Source organism: Streptococcus sp. KHUD_018 (assembly GCF_054861215.1).
This window is the reverse complement of record NZ_CM142176.1, coordinates 1,629,151-1,645,631: the sequence shown is the minus strand read 5'-3', so window position 1 is coordinate 1,645,631 and position 16,481 is coordinate 1,629,151. Positions and strand designations below refer to the sequence as shown.

The 16,481-nt window shown below is 40.9% G+C and carries 11 protein-coding genes; 9 read left to right on the top strand and 2 right to left on the bottom strand.

Annotated features, from left to right (window positions below; translation table 11 throughout):
- Positions 1-65 precede the first annotated feature (65 nt).
- Positions 66-1,841 (top strand): pyruvate oxidase, encoded by a 1,776-nt coding sequence (spxB, locus tag ACVBD2_RS08245; RefSeq protein ID WP_070482840.1) that lies wholly within the window; start codon positions 66-68, stop codon positions 1,839-1,841.
- A 58-nt stretch (positions 1,842-1,899) separates the two neighbouring features.
- Positions 1,900-2,247: a VOC family protein gene (locus ACVBD2_RS08240; RefSeq protein WP_001052638.1), complete on the top strand. Its 348-nt coding sequence runs from the start codon at positions 1,900-1,902 to the stop codon at positions 2,245-2,247.
- Positions 2,248-2,412: 165 nt separating this feature from the next.
- Here the strand turns inward: ACVBD2_RS08240 and ACVBD2_RS08235 are convergent, their stop codons facing one another.
- On the bottom strand, positions 2,413-2,757 hold the full coding sequence (locus ACVBD2_RS08235; RefSeq protein WP_000913393.1) for a lipopolysaccharide assembly protein LapA domain-containing protein: 345 nt from the start codon (positions 2,755-2,757) through the stop codon (positions 2,413-2,415).
- Positions 2,758-3,082: 325 nt separating this feature from the next.
- Here ACVBD2_RS08235 and ACVBD2_RS08230 point away from each other — a divergent pair, with 325 nt between their 5' ends.
- The 4 genes from ACVBD2_RS08230 (at position 3,083) to manA (ending at position 6,757) form a co-directional block, all read left to right on the top strand.
- Complete coding sequence (locus ACVBD2_RS08230) at positions 3,083-3,343, top strand: SemiSWEET family transporter (RefSeq protein WP_001291475.1); 261 nt, start codon at positions 3,083-3,085, stop codon at positions 3,341-3,343.
- Positions 3,344-3,428: 85 nt separating this feature from the next.
- Entirely contained in the window at positions 3,429-4,007 is a 579-nt protein-coding gene (locus tag ACVBD2_RS08225; RefSeq protein WP_038804409.1) for a DUF3592 domain-containing protein, read from the top strand.
- Between the two features lie 246 nt (positions 4,008-4,253).
- Positions 4,254-5,693 carry a 6-phospho-beta-glucosidase gene (locus ACVBD2_RS08220; protein WP_461685584.1) on the top strand — a complete coding sequence of 480 codons (1,440 nt, stop codon included), beginning with the start codon at positions 4,254-4,256 and terminating at the stop codon, positions 5,691-5,693.
- A gap of 119 nt (positions 5,694-5,812) precedes the next feature.
- Positions 5,813-6,757 (top strand): mannose-6-phosphate isomerase, class I, encoded by a 945-nt coding sequence (manA, locus tag ACVBD2_RS08215; protein WP_247917450.1) that lies wholly within the window; start codon positions 5,813-5,815, stop codon positions 6,755-6,757.
- 39 nt (positions 6,758-6,796) lie between these two features.
- Here manA and ACVBD2_RS08210 read toward each other — a convergent pair whose 3' ends face one another.
- Positions 6,797-8,137 (bottom strand): sodium-dependent transporter, encoded by a 1,341-nt coding sequence (locus ACVBD2_RS08210; protein ID WP_461685583.1) that lies wholly within the window; start codon positions 8,135-8,137, stop codon positions 6,797-6,799.
- Positions 8,138-8,414: 277 nt separating this feature from the next.
- Between ACVBD2_RS08210 and ACVBD2_RS08205 the strand changes: the two genes are divergently transcribed.
- The 3 genes from ACVBD2_RS08205 to ACVBD2_RS08195 all read left to right on the top strand — a co-directional run bounded on the left by ACVBD2_RS08205 (position 8,415) and on the right by ACVBD2_RS08195 (position 16,452).
- Positions 8,415-9,155, top strand: a complete 741-nt coding sequence (locus ACVBD2_RS08205; protein WP_461685582.1) for a MerR family transcriptional regulator — start codon at positions 8,415-8,417, stop codon at positions 9,153-9,155.
- A gap of 242 nt (positions 9,156-9,397) precedes the next feature.
- Positions 9,398-9,961: a TIGR01440 family protein gene (locus ACVBD2_RS08200; protein ID WP_125450566.1), complete on the top strand. Its 564-nt coding sequence runs from the start codon at positions 9,398-9,400 to the stop codon at positions 9,959-9,961.
- 2 nt (positions 9,962-9,963) lie between these two features.
- Positions 9,964-16,452 (top strand): ZmpA/ZmpB/ZmpC family metallo-endopeptidase, encoded by a 6,489-nt coding sequence (locus ACVBD2_RS08195; RefSeq protein ID WP_461685581.1) that lies wholly within the window; start codon positions 9,964-9,966, stop codon positions 16,450-16,452.
- The last annotated feature ends 29 nt before the right edge of the window (positions 16,453-16,481 follow it).

Sequence of the window (16,481 nt, the reverse complement as noted above, 5' to 3'; positions counted from 1 at the left end):
TTTCCAATTAGTATATGAAAACGGATTTATCAAGTTTTAAAAATATTTGAAGGAGAGTTATCATTATGACTCAAGGGAAAATTACTGCATCTGCAGCAATGCTTAACGTATTGAAAACATGGGGAGTAGACACAATCTACGGTATCCCATCAGGAACACTCAGCTCATTGATGGACGCTTTGGCTGAAGACAAAGATATCCGCTTCTTGCAAGTTCGCCACGAAGAAACAGGTGCTCTTGCAGCGGTTATGCAAGCTAAATTCGGTGGCTCAATCGGAGTTGCAGTTGGTTCAGGTGGTCCAGGTGCGACTCACTTGATTAACGGTGTTTACGATGCAGCTATGGATAACACTCCATTCCTTGCTATCCTTGGATCACGTCCTGTTAACGAACTTAACATGGATGCCTTCCAAGAATTGAACCAAAACCCAATGTACAACGGTATCGCTGTCTACAACAAACGTGTAGCTTACGCTGAGCAATTGCCAAAAGTAATCGACGAAGCTTGCCGTGCTGCAGTTTCTAAAAAAGGTCCAGCTGTTGTTGAAATCCCAGTAAACTTCGGTTTCCAAGAAATCGATGAAAACTCATACTACGGTTCAGGTTCGTACGAACGTTCATTCATCGCTCCTGCCTTGAACGAAGTTGAAATCGACAAAGCTGTTGAAATCTTGAACAATGCTGAACGTCCAGTTATCTATGCTGGTTACGGTGGTGTTAAAGCTGGTGAAGTGATTACTGAATTGTCACGTAAAATCAAAGCACCAATCATCACAACTGGTAAAAACTTTGAAGCCTTTGAATGGAACTATGAAGGTTTGACAGGTTCTGCTTACCGTGTTGGTTGGAAGCCAGCCAACGAAGTGGTCTTTGAAGCAGACACAGTTCTTTTCCTTGGTTCAAACTTCCCATTTGCTGAAGTTTACCAAGCATTCAAGAATACTGAAAAATTCATCCAAGTGGATATCGACCCTTACAAACTTGGTAAACGTCATGCCCTAGACGCTTCAATCCTTGGTGATGCAGGTCAAGCAGCTAAAGCTATCCTTGACAAAGTGAACCCAGTTGAATCTACTCCATGGTGGCGTGCAAACGTTAAGAACAACCAAAACTGGCGTGATTACATGAACAAAATCGAAGGTAAAACTGAGGGTGAATTGCAATTGTATCAAGTTTACAATGCAATCAACAAACATGCTGATCAAGACGCTATCTACTCAATCGACGTAGGTGACACTACTCAAACATCTACTCGTCACCTTCACATGACACCTAAGAACATGTGGCGTACATCTCCACTCTTTGCGACAATGGGTATTGCCCTTCCTGGTGGTATCGCTGCTAAGAAAGACAATCCAGATCGCCAAGTATGGAACATCATGGGTGACGGTGCATTCAACATGTGCTACCCAGACGTTATCACAAACGTTCAATACGACCTTCCAGTTATCAACGTTGTCTTCTCAAATGGTAAATATGCCTTCATCAAGGACAAATACGAAGACACAAACAAACACTTGTTTGGTTGTGACTTCCCTAATGCTGACTATGCGAAAATCGCTGAAGCTCAAGGTGCTGTAGGATTTACAGTTGACCGTATCGAAGACATCGATGCAGTTGTTGCAGAAGCTGTTAAACTCAACAAAGAAGGTAAAACTGTTGTGATCGATGCTCGCATCACTCCACACCGTCCACTTCCAGTAGAAGTACTTGAATTGGATCCAAAACTTCACTCAGAAGAAGCCATCAAAGCCTTCAAGGAAAAATACGAAGCAGAAGAACTCGTACCATTCCGCCTCTTCTTGGAAGAAGAAGGATTGCAATCACGCGCAATTAAATAATTCCTTCGTGGAACTTAAAAAGATCGGAGCAATCCGGTCTTTTTCTGGAGGATAGTAAATGAATTTAAATCAATTAGATATTATCGTTTCAGATGTTCCCCAAGTCTGTGCTGACTTGGAGCGTATTTTGGATAAAAAGCCCGATTATGTTGATGACAGTTTTGCTCAGTTTACGATTGGCAGTCACTGTCTGATGTTGTCCCAAAATCATTTGATTCCTTTGGAAGATTTTCAGTCAGGAATCATTCTTCATATCGAGGTTGAGGATGTAGACCAGAATTACCAACGGTTGAAAGAACTTGGTATCCAGGTTTTAAACGGACCAACTGTAACCGATTGGGGAACAGAGTCCTTATTAGTTAAAGGGCCTGCTGGTCTAGTGATTGATTTTTATCGTATGAAGTAGGTAATTCTATTATCAAATTTTTTATCTAAACATTCTTGGAGTGAAACTTAAAAAGATCGGAGCAATTCGATCTTTTTTGTATTTATGCGACTTTCAGTCCGTCTCGCTCCGTTAGGTGCGAGACAAAAAACCACCCGTTTTCACGGGTGGTTATGATTTCTACACTTATTGTTTGGCTTCCTGTTTTAATTGTTGCACCTGTTCCTCGTACTGGACAAGCTCCCTGTCTTTTATATTGATAGTCGCTTCTGCTTCAGCAATGCGGCTTCTCAGATCTTGAGTCTTGTTATGGTGATAGCTAATACCAATAGCACTACCAGCAATGATCCCGATTACTAGACAAGTAAAAATCACCAAAATCAAGGGAGCAGATAGTTGTGTAAAGACAAGACTGACAGTTACTGTTTGACGATTGAGTAGACCAAATGAGATCACAATGACTAATAAGCTCAAACCGCCAATTAGATAAGCCTTATCTTTCAGTGACAATTCATTAAATTTTTTTAGCATAAGTTCCTTTTCTCCTGACTATGTTGATAGAAAACTACACACCATTTAGGTATTAACAAAATTCATTTTACTAGAAAATTTCGATACTGTCAATAATTTCTAACGGCTTATTTACCATCAATCAATCGATTCATTGAAAAGGAGTATTCATTTTCTAATATTTGATTGAGTAAACAGAACGGAGCAATTCGGTCTTTTTTCTGTTCCCTCTTTCTTATAACAAGATTGTGATAGTTTATATCTTTATAACAAAAGTTTTAAAGACTTGATTGTTTTGAAAAAAGATTATAAAATATGATTCATAAAAATGAAAGAGGTTTTGAAAATGTCTGAAAAACAAATGAAAGTTTTGGGTTGGGTAGCGACCTTCATGTCTGTTATGATGTACGTCTCTTACTTCCCGCAAATTATGAACAACCTGGCTGGTCAAAAAGGGAACTTTATCCAGCCCTTGGTTGCAGCCATCAACTGTAGTCTCTGGGTTTACTACGGTCTTTTCAAGAAAGAAAGAGATATTCCCCTTGCGGCTGCTAATGCGCCAGGTATCATTTTTGGTCTGGTAACGGCTATCACAGCTTTGATTTAAAAAGTTTAAAATAGTTAGTATTCTTGTATCCTTTTTTATATTCTGTTAAAATAGAAGCCTAACGAAAGTTTAGGAGTGAATCAAGATGTCGACGAGTTTCTTTTTATTATTTGGCTGTATGATATTAGCGTTTGCTGCCTTTACGTATTTTATGTTCAATGAGTTGATTTTTAGTAGTTATTTAGATGATAAAAAATGTACTGAAAAAACTGAAGGAAAAATCACAAGATATTCTGCATTTCTTTATAACGATGTTAGTCTCCCAGTTGTAGAATACACTGTTGACGGGAATCAGTATAAGGTAGTGGGACCAAAATTTCTTTCTAGCGTATCAAAAACAGTTGCAACACCACTTAATTCTATCGTTTCTGAAGTAAAGTTGGAAGGTTTCGATAATGGAGAAATTCCACAAGTGTTAAGGTATCAGGTACGGCGAAATAGTTTCATTTCTGTAACAAAATCACCACTTATGGAGCGCTTCCCAATCGGCGGAAAGGTTACTGTTTACTATGATCCGAACAAACCTAAACTTTCTTACGTGGAAAGACCGTTAAAGCTAGGTCGATTTTTATGGCTGACTAAATTATCAGTCTATCTTCTTATTCTAATGATGCTTGTTTCAGCTGTTTACATCATGTTTGTCCTTCCAAATCTTGTCAAATAGAAGTTGATTATTTTGTTCCAAAGCTCAACTTTCCATCATACGGTTCTATGTTTATACATAGAATCGTTTTTTGCTGAAGAAATCTTTGAAGAGGATTTCTTTAAAAAATCGAACCCTGAAAATTTGTCGGATTAAATGGAATCATATAATAGTATCATTATTCCGCAGTATTTCACAAGTAAAGGTCTGGATATTGGGGTATAATATAAGTAAATGAAGCAGTAAAATAAGAAAGTGGATAGAGATATGACTGAAAAACTAACTTTTCCAGAAGGATTCCTCTGGGGTGGTGCTACGGCGGCTAATCAATGTGAGGGTGCTTATAATCAGGACGGCCGTGGTCTTGCTAATGTGGATGTGGTACCGATTGGTCCAGACCGTGAAGCCATTATCACAGGTCAGAAAAAGATGTTTTCTTTTGAGGAGGGCTATTTTTACCCAGCAAAAGAAGCTATTGATATGTACCATCATTACAAGGAAGATATCGCTCTTTTTGCAGAAATGGGATTTAAAACCTATCGACTTTCCATTGCTTGGACTCGGATTTTTCCTCAAGGTGACGAAGCAGAGCCAAATGAAGCTGGTCTAGCCTTTTATGAGGATTTATTTAAGGAATGCCACAAGTATGGGATTGAACCTCTGGTGACCATCACGCATTTTGACTGCCCCATGCACTTAATCAGGGAGTACGGTGGTTGGCGCAATCGTCGCATGTTGGACTTTTACGCAAATCTCTGTCGTAGCCTCTTTACCCGTTACAAGGGCTTGGTCAAGTACTGGCTCACCTTCAACGAAATCAATATGATTCTGCATGCCCCCTTTTTAGGAGCTGGGATCTGTTTTGAAGAGGGGGAAAATCAAGAGCAAGTCAAATACCAAGCAGCTCACCATGAGCTGGTAGCCTCGGCTATGGCGACTAAAATTGCCCACGAAATTGACCCAGAAAATAAGGTGGGATGTATGTTGGCAGCAGGGCAATATTATCCTAACACTGCCCATCCGAGAGACTACTGGGCAGCCATGGAAGAAGACCGTAAGAGTTACTTTTTCATTGATGTTCAAGCGCGTGGGGAATACCCAAACTATGCCAAGAAGCAGTGGGAGCGTGAGGGGATAGAAATTGAAATGACGACAGAAGATTTAGACTTGTTAAAGAATCACACTGTTGACTTTGTTTCCTTCTCTTATTATGCGAGCCGAGTGGCTTCAGGCGATCCAGAAATGACGAATCTGACAGCTGGAAATGTCTTTGCCTCTATCAAAAATCCCTATCTGGAATCCTCAGAATGGGGGTGGCAGATTGACCCACTGGGACTTCGAATCACCCTCAATGCCATCTGGGATCGTTATCAAAAGCCTATGTTCATTGTAGAAAATGGACTCGGCGCTATAGACACTCCAGATGAAAATGGCTATGTAGCAGATGACTATCGGATTGCTTACTTAGATGCCCACATCAAGGCTATGCGAGATGCTATTTACCAAGATGGCGTTGAATTGCTTGGTTATACGACTTGGGGTTGTATCGATCTGGTTTCAGCTGGAACAGGCGAAATGAACAAGCGCTATGGCTTTATCTATGTGGATCGTGATAATGCAGGTCAAGGAAGTCTCAAACGGAGCAAGAAGAAATCCTTTTACTGGTACAAGGATGTCATTGACAGCAATGGTGCAAGTATTGAGTAGAGCACATTTGTTCACTATTTTTATAAAATCTTCTCCCTACTTTATATAATAGGAAAAAGAGTTCAATAAGACCTAGCTTTTTGCTATAATGAGGGGAGAAAAATAGACAGGAGAATAAGATGTCAGAACCATTATTTTTACAATCAGTTATGCAAGAAAAAATCTGGGGTGGAACCAAGCTACGTGATGAGTTTGGCTACGACATCCCAAGTGAAAAAATAGGAGAATACTGGGCTATCTCAGCCCACCCAAATGGTGTTTCAAAGGTCGCTAATGGGCGCTTTGAGGGAACAGACCTCGCTACTTTGTATGCGGAGCACCGTGAATTGTTTGGCAACCGTCCAGAGCCTGTATTTCCGCTTTTGACCAAGATTCTCGATGCCAATGACTGGCTCAGCGTCCAAGTTCACCCAGACGATGCCTATGGATTAGAACATGAAGGCGAGCTCGGAAAAACAGAGTGCTGGTACATCATCGCAGCAGATGAAGGTTCAGAGATTATCTATGGTCACAATGCCAAGTCAAAAGAAGAACTCCGTCAGCAAATCGAAGACAAGAACTGGGATGCTTTGCTGACAAAAGTACCAGTGAAGGCTGGAGATTTCTTCTATGTACCAAGTGGCACCATGCACGCTATCGGCGCAGGTATCTTGATTCTTGAAACCCAGCAGTCTAGCGATACCACCTACCGTGTCTATGACTTTGACCGTAAGGATGACAAGGGCAACCTGCGTGAACTTCACCTTGAAAAATCCATCGATGTTTTAAACATTGGAGAACCTGCCAATAGCCGACCTGCCACTGTCAAAGCAGATGATCTACGTTCCACTCTCCTTGTGTCCAATGATTTCTTCGCAGTTTACAAGTGGGAAATTACTGGAAAAGTTGACTTCGAAAAGACAGCTGACTACAGCTTATTGAGTGTCTTGGATGGGGAAGGTCAGTTAACAGTTGACGGGAAAAACTATCCAATCCAAAAAGGTAGCCACTTTATCCTACCAAGTGATGTTGAAGCTTGGACCTTGGAAGGGCAAGGTTTGGAATTGATTGTTAGCCATCCATAAAAAGAAAGGGCCTGAGTTTACTACTCAAGTCCTTTTTGATTACATAAATTGGGCGATAAAAACCACGATGATGATGATTGGAATGATAAAACGAAGAAGGAAGAGCCAGACTTGGAAAAGTCCCTGTTTCCATGCTCTTTCATCGAGATGGAGTTCCTCCTTAGCAAGAGCCTTTTTAAAGATATAGCCTGTAAAAAGTGAAAGGCAGAGAGCTCCAAATGGCATGAGAAGATTGGAAACCAAGAAGTCCATGGCGTCAAAGAAGGTTTTACCAAAAATGTGAACATCCGCCATAACTCCGTAAGATAGGGCTGAAGGAATGCCAAAGACGAAGGTCAAGATTCCTAAAATGACACTCCATTTAGCCCGCTTGCTGTTGTCCTGATTGGTGATATTTCCCACATTGATTTCCAGCATCACGACAGAAGAAGTAACCGTCGCAAATAGGAAGAGCAAGAGGAAAAGGATGTAGAAAATGGTTCCAAAGGGCATCTTGTCAAAGAGTTGAGGCAAGACGATAAAGAGCAGGCTTGGTCCCCCTTCAGACTGGATATTGAAGGCTGACATGGCTGGGAAAATGGCTAGTCCCGCCATGATGGATACTGAGATGTTCATGGCTACGATGGAAATCCCTGATTGGACCAGATTGGTTTTCTTGTCCAAGTAGGAAGCATAGGTCAGCATGGCTGTAACCCCTAGTGAGAGGGCAAAGAAAGATTGGCCAAGGGCATAGAGGAGACCAGCACTTGTCAGTTTTGAAAAGTCTGGTTTGAGGAAATAAAGAACGCCTTCCATGGCATTTGGCAAGCTGAGAGAGCGCCCAATGATCACGACAAAGATGATAAAGAGCAGGGGCATCATGACTTTCGAGGCTCTTTCAATCCCTTTTTGAACCCCACGTGATACAATAAAGATATTCAACAAGATAAAGGCAGCTTGTGCGCCGAGGGCAATAGCTGGGTTTGAAATAATTGAAGTAAATAACTGAGCATAATCACCCGTACCGCCAAGTTGGAACAATTTCCCAAGCTCAATACCCAGATAGACTAAAATCCAACCTCCAATAACACTGTAAAAGGAGAGAAGGATAAAGAGGGCAAAGGCACCAATCCAACCGATAAAGTTGTACTTGTTATTGTTGCCAAGTTTTCCAAAGGTTTTGATAGCGGAAACGCCAGCGCTACGGCCAAGGGCAAATTCAGCCAGCAGGAGCGGGAAACCAATTAAAATAGTGGAAATGAGAAAGACCAATAAAAAGCCTCCCCCACCGTTAGCAGCAGTCATGTAGGGAAACTTCCAAACGGCTCCAAGTCCGATGGCTGAACCAGCAGATGCTAGAATAAAGCCTAGTTTCGAGCCCCATTGCGATTTTTCTGACATAGTTGAAACTCCAATCTCGTTTTTTTTAATAAGAAAAGGCTACTTGAGTTGTCAAATAGCCTTCTCTCATGAGTTGTCAAATAGCCTTCTCTCAATTGCTCTCTATGAGCCTTCTGTTTGATTGATAGACTTGACTATCCTATCATGTTTTCTAATGTCTGTCAAGAAAACCATTTTCAAGTTTTCACACCGTTCTCAAAAAGTTAAAAAGTTTTCGCAAAAACGCTTGACTCTGACCTAAGGGGAGGGGTTATACTATCCTTGTAAGGAGGAAATCATGTACCATATAAAAGAAGCTGCGCAGCTTTCAGGTGTCTCTGTCAAGACCCTGCACCACTACGATAAGATAGGACTCTTGGTTCCGTTAAAGTCGGAAAACGGCTATCGAACCTACAGTCAGGAGGATTTGGAACGACTTCAGGTTATTCTTTACTACAAATATCTAGGCTTTTCTTTAGAAAAAATAGCAGAGCTATTAAAGGAAGAAAGGACAGATTTATTGCCCCATTTGACCAGGCAGTTGGACTATTTGACTCGAGAAAGGCAACATCTGGATACCTTGATTTCTACCTTGCAAAAAACCATTCAAGAACAAAAAGGAGAAAGAAAAATGTCTATTGAGGAAAAATTCACTGGATTTAGCTATCAAGACAATCAAAAATACCACCAAGAGGCGGTAGAGAAATATGGACAAGAAGTCATGGACCAGGCTCTTGAGCGTCAAAAAGGTCGCGAAGACGAGTCTACGGCCGCCTTTAACCAAGTCTTTCAAGCCTTGGCTCAAAATCTTCAAGCTGGTCTGCCTGCAACAGCAGCTGAAAACCAAGAAGAGGCAGCCAAACTCTTGCAAGCTATTCGTACTTATGGATTTGACTGCTCTATTGAAGTCTTTGGTCATATCGGTAAAGGATACGTCTACAACCCAGAATTTAAGGAAAATATTGACAAATTTGGACCTGGAACAGCTCAATACGCATCAGATGTTATTGCCCACTATGTCCAAACTCAGATAACATAAGCATCGCTGGAGATTTGTCCTGCTCCGCTAAAAAAGCTAAATCTTCTGTTTAACTTTTTAGGGAGCAGGTCATTTTAGTTGTTATCTTTTTGGAAAGCATTCTGGCCCCAGACTCTTTACTTTGTTGCTAAAGGGAAATTCATTTTTAAAGTTTTTGCATTGTCAACTCTGAGTGATTAGTTCGCCTTGATAAAATCAGTAAAAAAAGATATGATAGTAGGAGAAAAATGAGGTCAAGAGTGATGGATAAAAATAGAATTGGAACAGAGACACAGCAGGTGCTTGAGGATGTTTTGGATAAGGCTGGATTGCGTGAGGGGGCTCTCTTTGTCCTTGGACTCTCGTCTAGTGAGGTTTTAGGTGGGCAAATCGGCAAGGATTCCAGCCAAGAAATTGGCGAAATTATTGTGAAGACGATTCTGGATATCCTGGAGGAAAGAGGGATTCACCTAGCTGTTCAAGGCTGTGAACACGTCAATCGTGCCCTCGTCGTTGAACGTCAAGTGGCGGAGCAATTTGGTCTGGAAATCGTCAGCGTCCTTCCGACTCTTCATGCAGGCGGTTCGGGTCAGCTAGCTGCCTTTAAGTTTATGAAGGACCCTGTTGAGGTGGAGTTCATCACGGCTCATGCGGGATTGGATATCGGAGATACCGCAATTGGTATGCATGTCAAGCATGTGCAGGTTCCGATTCGACCAGTTTTGCGTGAGATTGGTTATGCCCATGTAACGGCTCTCGCTAGTCGTCCAAAACTCATCGGTGGTGCGCGTGCGCAGTATCCAGAAGATTCTATTAGAAAGATATGAGAATGAAAAAAAGAAAAGAACAGTTTCAAAAAAACCTAAAGTATTCTATTCGTAAATTGACTGTTGGAGTTGGTCCTGTAGCAATCGGGGCCTTTCTTGTTGGTGCCAGTTTGTTATCAGCTGGTAGAGTCCAAGCAAATGAATTAGCTGAAGTGAATTCAGTCCATTATCGATATTTGGCGGAGCAAGAATTAACCGAATCTGAAAAAGCTTTGATTCATCATGAAGTTCCTACAGAATTTCAAGATGAAGATATTATTTATGTTGTTTATCGTAAGAAAGCAACTAACAGTCAACAACTTCCCTATACAGGAAGTAAAGAATTTGCTTTAGCAGGTCTTGGTCTTGCAACAGCATCTTTTGCTGTTTTTTTGGTGTCTAAAAAACAGCGTCAGAAAGTTCTTGGAGTTCTTTTGATTGGTTCTCTTGGTGTCAGCAACTTCATTCCTTTTGCTACTTTTGCCTTTGAGAATAAAGAATTACTTTCTTACAATCAAACGATCTCGGCCCCCTCAAATGAAGAACTAACGAAAGGTGTGATCGATATTGGAGGATATGAGTATATTGGTTATTTTAAAGGAACTGACATAAAAGTAGCTAGTTTTTCTAAAAAAGGGAAGCTCCTCGATCAAGATAGTTTATCAGCGTATACTGAAAAGCTTGAAAGTAAAGGCACTCAAGAGTCTGGTAAAGAAGGTGACTCCCTCGTTCAAGACAATTCCCCAGCGTATACTGGAAAACTTGCAAGCAAAGGCACTCAAGAGTCTGGTAAAGAAGGTGATTCCCTTGTTCAAGACAATTCCCCAGCGTATACTGGAAAACTTGCAAGCAAAGGCACTCAGGAAGCTGGTCAAGAAGGCGAGTCCCTTGTTCAAGATAGTTTACCAGCCTATACTGAAAAACTTGAAAGCAAGGGTACTCAAGAAGTAGGTAAAGAAGGCGAGTCCCTTGTCCAAGATAGTTTGCCAGCGTATACTGAGAAACTTGAGAGCAAGGGCACTCAAGAAGTAGGTAAAGAAGGCGAATCCCTCGTTCAAGGCAATTCCCCAACGTATACTGGGAAACTTGAGAGCAAGGGTACTCAGGAATCTGGTAAGGAAGGCGAATCCCTCGTTCAAGATAGTTTACCAGCCTATACTGAGAAACTTGAAAGCAAAGGTACTCAGGAATCTAGAAAAGAAGGCGACTCCCTTATCCAAGATAGTTTGCCAGCGTATACTGGCAAGCTTGAAAGCAAGGGTACTCAGGAGTCTGGTAAAGAAGGCGAGTCCCTTGTTCAAGATAGTTTGCCAGCGTATACTGAAAAGCTTGAAAGTAAAGGTATCCAAGAACCCGGCAAGGAAGGCGAGTCCCTTGTCCAAGATAGTTTGCCAGCGTATACTGAAAAGCTTGAAAGTAAGGGGACTCAGGAATCCGGCAAAGAGGGTGAATCCTTAGTTCAAGATAGTTTGCCAGCCTATACTGAAAAGCTTGAAAGCAAAGGTACACAAGAACCCGGCGAGGAAGGCGAGTCCCTTGTTCAAGAGCCTCATTCAGAATATACTGGAAAGATAGAAGCCAAAGGTACTCAGGAAGCTGGAAAAGAAGGTGAATCCTTGGTTCAAGAGCCTCAGGCAGAATATACTGGAAAGGTTGAGGTAAAAGGCACTCAAGAGTCTGGTCAAGAAGGTGACTCCCTTGTTCAAGATAGTTTGCCAGCCTATACTGAAAAGCTTGAGAGCAAGGGCACTCAAGAGTCTGGTAAAGAAGGCGACTCCCTTGTTCAAGATAGTTTGCCAACGTATACTGAAAAACTTGAAAGCAAGGGCACTCAGGAAACTGGTAAGGAAGGTGACTCCCTTGTTCAAGAGGACCTTCCAGAATATACAGTAACTGAAGGAATAATTACTAAAGACACAATCGCAGAGATTGACTACCAGACGGAAATCATTGATGATCCTACAAAATACACTGACGAAGAAACAGTGGTTCAAAACGGTGAAAAAGGGATCCAAGTTACCAAAACGACTTATAAAACTGTCGAAGGTGTTGAGACTGACCAAGTTTTAAATACAACAACCACTGTCATCAAAAAACCAGTCACTAAAAAAATAAGTCGTGGTACGAAACCAATAGAAGGAACTCTTGTAGAAGAAAGTCTTGAAAAAATTCCGTTTAAGGAGATAGTCGAAGAAGACACGCAACTGAAAAAGGGCGATAAATTTACGGTCCAAGAAGGAAAAGACGGTCAGAAAAAGGTTATCAGAACCTACAAGACCATCAAAGGAATCAAGACGCAGGAAGCGCCTGAAATTCTTGAACAGGTCATCGAGTTAGCCCAAGACCGTATTGTTAAACTAGGTACCAAAAATTTCGAAAAGCCAGTGTTGACTTTTTCAAGGGTTGATATTCAGGATTTGAAACGCTCATCTCAGATTTACTATAATCTGGAAAATCCAAGTAAGGCAGCGATTAAATCGATCACTTTAACTCTGAGAAAAGGCGACGAAGTCGTCAAAACCATGACGGTTTCACCAAATAACTTGACTGCAACTCTAACAGATTTGCAATATTACAAGGATTATAAACTCGAAACAAAAATGGTTTATGATCGTGGTGAAGGAAACGAGGAAGCAATTCTCAAAGAAGAACCACTGAGAATTGATTTAAAAAAGGTCGAAGTTAAAAATATAAAAGAAACAAGCCTCATAAGTGTTGACGACAATGGCGTGGAAACGGATAGTAGCTTCTTAACTTCTGTTCCAGGTGATGTAAGGCCTTACTATCTAAAGATTGCTACACGTGATAATAAGATGACGCGTCTTGCGATTGACAAAATTGAAGAAGTGATAGTCGATGGGAAAACGCTTTATAAGGTCACTGCCAAAGCGCCTGACCTCGTTCAGCATACGGATGACCACCAGCTCAGTGAAGAGTACATCCATTACTTTGCCAAACCGAAAACTCATGAGGGGAATGTCTACTACGATTTCAATGAACTTGTAAAAGCTATGCAGGCCAATCCATCTGGTGAATTTAAAATTGGTGCAGACTTGAATGCGGTCAATGTTCCTGCAGCTGGTAAATCATATGTAACGACGAAGTTCCGAGGCAAGCTATCAAGTGTAGACGGTCAACGATACACGATTCATAACTTGGAACGTCCACTATTAGGCGATACTGAAGGCGCCCATATCCATGACCTTAACCTTGGTAAGGTAAACATTCATATGCCATGGGCAAATAGAGTTGCTCCCTTGGCTGCTGTTGTAAAAAACACAACGATCAATAATGTGAAAGTAACGGGTACAGTTGTTGGAAATAATGACGTATCAGGTTTGATCAATAAAATTGATAATAACGGCAGATTAACAAATGTGGCATTCATTGGTAAGCTTCATGCTGGTGGGAATCAAGGCGCCTTTCTTGCTGGAATTGTTGGAGAAAATTGGAAAGGTTCTGTTGAGAAGGCCTATGTTGATGCACAAATAACGGGTAATAAAGCGAAAGTTGCAGGCATCGCCTATTGGTCACAAAATGGTGGGGACAACCATGCAGTTTATCGGGACGGAGCCATTAAAAAATCTGTAGCCAAAGGTACTATCGATGTGAGAGAACCGATTAGCGCGGGTGGTGTTGTAGGGAGTACAAATGCCTTGGGCTCCGTTGAAGATACTGTTTCAATGATGAAAGTTAAGAACGGTGAGATTTTCTATGGCTCATCTGATATTGATGATGATCCTTATTGGACAGGTGACCGCTTAAATCGAAACTTTGTTGTTACTGGTGTGAGTGAAGGAAAATCTTCATATAGATATTCTAAACAACAGCATCGTATTAAGCCTATTTCGCAAGAAGAAGCTGACAAGAAAATTGCTGCTCTGGGAATCACAGCGCATGAGTATGAAATCAATGATCCTGTTGTAGATAAATTAAACCGTTTGACACACCGTGAAGACGAGTACAAGGCCATTCAAGACTACAGAGCTGACCGCGAACTTGCCTATCGCAATATTGAAAAATTACAACCATTCTATAATAAGGAGTGGATTGTCAATCAGGCTAATAAACTAGATGCTAGCTCAAACTTGGTGACCAAAGAAGTCCTTTCTGTTACTGGTTTGAAAAATGGGCAGTTTGTAACAGACTTGTCAGCTATTGATCAGATCATGATTCACTATGCTGATGGGACCAAAGAAGAATTGGCCGTTACTGCCAAAGCTGACTCTAATGTAAAACAAGTCAAAGAGTACGAAGTGACCAATCAGAATATCGTTTATACGCCAAATATGCTAGTGAAAGATCGTTCTGGTTTGATTGCAAAGGCAAAAGAAATATTATCCAGTGTAGAATTGATTTCTCCTGAAGTGCGCGCTCTTATGGACAAGCGGAACAAACCGCAAGAAAACACGGATGAACGAAAAAATGGCTACATTCGTGATTTGTTCTTAGAAGAAAGTTTTGCTGAAGTAAAACAAAATCTTGGAAACTTGGTGAAACAAATTGTTGAAAATGAAGATCATCAACTAAATGATGATGAAGCAGCTCAACGTGCTTTTATTAAGAAAGTTGAAGACAATAAGGCCAACATTATGATGGGGCTTGCTTATTTGAACCAATACTATGGCATTAAATATGATGGATTGTCGATCAAAGATATTATGATGTTTAAACCAGATTTCTATGGTAAGAACGTGAATGTCTTAGAGCGCTTAATCACCATCGGCTCAAAAGAGAACAATCTTAAGGGCGACCAATCCCAAGATGCGTATAATCGAGTGATTGCAGATGCTACAGGTAAAGGAAGCCTTCATGAGTTTCTAACATATAACATGAAATTGTTTACAAATGAAACCGATATGAATGTTTGGTTTAAAAAGGCAATTGAAAAGAATGCTTATGTGGTAGAACAGCCATCATTGAACCCCGATTTTGCTCATAAGAAGTATCGTCTATATGAAGGGATTAATAATGGCGTGCATGGTCGGATGATTCTGCCTTTATTAAACCTGAAGAACTCGCATCTCTTCATGATTTCGACCTATAATACCATTTCTTTCAGTGCTTTTGAAAAATATGGTAAAAATACTGAGGAGGCTCGTGAAGCCTTCAAGAGTGAGATCAATAAGAGAGCAAAAGAGCAGGTGAACTACTTAGACTTTTGGTCAAAATTAGCTGCTGATAATGTACGTAATAAGCTCCTCAAGAGTGAAAATAGTGTTCCAACACCTGTTTGGGACAATCATGATGCGCCGGGCATCGGTTGGGCAAACCGATATGGTCACAAGGATGGGAAACCAGATTATGCTCCGATTCGAGAGTTCTTTGGACGGATTCATAAATATCATGGCTATCAGTATGGATATGGTGCTTACGCTTATATCTTTGCCGCTCCAAATCAGCAAGATGCTGTCTACTTTGTTATGACAGAGTTGATAAGTGATTTTGGTACATCGGCCTTTACGCATGAAACGACTCATGTGAATGATCGTATGGCTTACTATGGCGGTTGGTATCATCGTGAAGGGACGGACTTAGAGTCCTTTGCGCAAGGTATGCTCCAGTCACCATCGTTGACAAATCCAAATGGTGAATACGGTGCCTTAGGTTTGAACATGGCTTATGAACGTCAAAATGATGGCAATCAAATCTACAATTATGATCCAAATAAGTTAAAAAACCGTGAAGAAATTGATCACTATATGAAGAACTATAACGAGGCTCTGATGATGCTGGACCATCTAGAAGCAGATGCAGTTATTGGAAAACACTTGGACGACAACAGTAAGTGGTTCAAGAAGATGGACCGAGAATGGCGTACGAACGCTGACCGAAACAATCTGAAAGGCGAGCCACATCAATGGGATAAGTTACGTGATTTAACGGATAATGAGAAGAAATTGACGATTACGAACATCGATCAATTGGTTGATCATAACTTCGTTACAAAACATGGTATGCCAGGGAATGGACGTTATCGTTCGGAAGGTTTTGACAGTGCTTACCAAACCGTAAATATGATGTCGGGTATCTTTGGTGGTAATACTAGCAAGAGTACAGTTGGTTCGATTTCATTCAAACATAATGCTTTCCGTATGTGGGGATACTATGGTTATCTTAACGGATTTATTGGTTACGTTTCAAACAAATATAAGGCGGAAGCTAGCAAGGAAAACAAAGGGTTGTTGGGTGATGACTTCATTATCAAGAAAGTCTCTAATGGCCAATTTGATACTCTTGAAGCATGGAAGAAACATTGGTATAAGGAAGTCTATGACAAAGCTCAAAACGGCTTCACTACAATCGAAATCAATGGCAGATCTATCTCTACTTATGCTGAGTTGAAGTCCTTATTTGATGAAGCTGTTCAAAAAGACCTAGATAGCATGGAAAATCCAAATATAAAGAATCATTATAAAAATACTGAAGACCTTAAATGGAAGGTTTACAAACAGCTCCTTCAAAAATCAGATGGATTCTCTGGAGATTTATTCGCCAAAACATCGTTATAAAGTCGAAATGACTAAAAAGGTGGATCAGC

Bases quoted from the DNA above. Each gene is read 5' to 3' on its own strand.
- ACVBD2_RS08225 (WP_038804409.1), top strand. From the start codon at position 3,429: ATGTCGACGAGTTTCTTTTTATTATTTGGCTGTATGATATTAGCGTTT.
- ACVBD2_RS08200 (WP_125450566.1), top strand. From the start codon at position 9,398: ATGGATAAAAATAGAATTGGAACAGAGACACAGCAGGTGCTTGAGGAT.
- ACVBD2_RS08210 (WP_461685583.1), bottom strand. From the start codon at position 8,137: ATGTCAGAAAAATCGCAATGGGGCTCGAAACTAGGCTTTATTCTAGCA.
- ACVBD2_RS08235 (WP_000913393.1), bottom strand. From the start codon at position 2,757: ATGCTAAAAAAATTTAATGAATTGTCACTGAAAGATAAGGCTTATCTA.
- manA (WP_247917450.1), top strand. From the start codon at position 5,813: ATGTCAGAACCATTATTTTTACAATCAGTTATGCAAGAAAAAATCTGG.
- ACVBD2_RS08240 (WP_001052638.1), top strand. From the start codon at position 1,900: ATGAATTTAAATCAATTAGATATTATCGTTTCAGATGTTCCCCAAGTC.
- ACVBD2_RS08220 (WP_461685584.1), top strand. From the start codon at position 4,254: ATGACTGAAAAACTAACTTTTCCAGAAGGATTCCTCTGGGGTGGTGCT.
- spxB (WP_070482840.1), top strand. From the start codon at position 66: ATGACTCAAGGGAAAATTACTGCATCTGCAGCAATGCTTAACGTATTG.
- ACVBD2_RS08230 (WP_001291475.1), top strand. From the start codon at position 3,083: ATGTCTGAAAAACAAATGAAAGTTTTGGGTTGGGTAGCGACCTTCATG.
- ACVBD2_RS08205 (WP_461685582.1), top strand. From the start codon at position 8,415: ATGTACCATATAAAAGAAGCTGCGCAGCTTTCAGGTGTCTCTGTCAAG.
- ACVBD2_RS08195 (WP_461685581.1), top strand. From the start codon at position 9,964: ATGAAAAAAAGAAAAGAACAGTTTCAAAAAAACCTAAAGTATTCTATT.